1 rRNA gene is annotated in these 1,543 nt (G+C 51.1%); it reads left to right on the top strand.

Annotated elements, in window-relative coordinates:
• Positions 1 to 1,543: ribosomal RNA gene (locus tag WMO37_RS14810) — 23S ribosomal RNA — on the top strand; the annotation flags it as partial.

The raw sequence follows: 1,543 nt of genomic DNA, 5'->3' as shown, positions 1-1,543 counted from the left end.
GGCACTGGGAGCCGAAGAAGGACGTGATAAGCTGCGAAAAGCCGCGGGGAGGAGCAAATATCCATTGAGCCGCGGATGTCCGAATGGGGAAACCCACTTGAGCAGACCTCAAGTACCCATGCGCCAATCCATAACGCATGGGAGGGAACCCGGGGAACTGAAACATCTAAGTACCCGGAGGAAGAGAAAGAAACATCGATTTCCCAAGTAGCGGCGAGCGAACGGGAAAGAGCCCAAACCACGGAATTTATTCTGTGGGGTTAGGACTGCATAATTGATTTGCGATTGATAGGAGAACGGTCTGGGAAGTCCGGCGAAAAAGCGTGAAAGCCGCGTATCCGAAATCGAAAGCAACATGGCAGGATCCAGAGTACCACGAGACACGTGAAACCTTGTGGGAATGAGCGGAGACCACTCCGTAAGGCTAAATACTACCCAGTGACCGATAGCGCATAGTACTGTGAAGGAAAGGTGAAAAGGACCCCGGGAGGGGAGTGAAAGAGAACCTGAAACCCTGTGTTTACAAGCTGTCGGAGCACTATATATGTGCGACGGCGTACTTTTTGTAGAACGGTCCGGCGAGTTATGGCATGTGGTAAGGTTAAGTACTTCAGGTACGGAGCCGAAGCGAAAGCGAGTGTGAAAAGCACGTTCTAATCGCCTGTCATATACCCGAAACCGGGTGATCTATCCATGTCCAGGATGAAGTTGCCGTAAAAGGCAATGGAGGTCCGAACACACATCCGTTGAAAAGGGTGGTGATGAGGTGTGGATAGGGGAGAAATTCCAATCGAACCCGGAGATAGCTGGTTCTCCTCGAAATAGCTTTAGGGCTAGCCCATGACAAGTCTGCCGCAGGTAGAGCACTGAATTTCCTAGGGGGCGTCAAAGCCTACCGAAGAATATCAAACTCCGAATGGCGGCCAGATGGTGTCATGGAGTCAGACTGCACGAGATAAGTTGGGTGGTCAAAAGGGAAAGAGCCCAGACCCACAGCTAAGGTCCCAAAGTGCGTGTTAAGTGGAAAAGGATGTGGGATTTCGAAGACAACTAGGATGTTGGCTCAGAAGCAGCCACACATTAAAAGAGTGCGTAATAGCTCACTAGTCGAGAGGTCCTGCGCCGAAAATGTCCGGGGCTGAAACACGACACCGAAGCTTGGGAATCCTACGGGATTGGTAGAGGAGCATTGAAGACGGGACGAAGCGTAACCGTAAGGATACGTGGACTGTCTTGAAGAGAGAATGCCGGAATGAGTAGCGAGAATGAAGTGAGAATCTTCATGGCCGAATATCTAAGGTTTCCAGGGTAAAGCTGATCTGCCCTGGGTAAGTCGGGACCTAAGGCGAGGTCGAAAGACGTAGCCGATGGACAACAGGTTGAAATTCCTGTACTGCATTAAATCAGAACTGTGGGGACACAGAAGGAAGGCATGAGCCGGAAAAGGAAAATCCGGTGCAAGCATGGGAGGGGTATGACAGGCAAATCCGTCATGCAACCCGAGAATGTGACGCGGAGCGAACAAAAGTAGCGAAGCATGCTT

It is taken from the genome of Lachnospira intestinalis (assembly GCF_040095895.1).
Lineage (GTDB): Bacteria > Bacillota > Clostridia > Lachnospirales > Lachnospiraceae > Lachnospira > Lachnospira intestinalis.
This window is presented reverse-complemented; position numbering and strand designations above follow the sequence as displayed.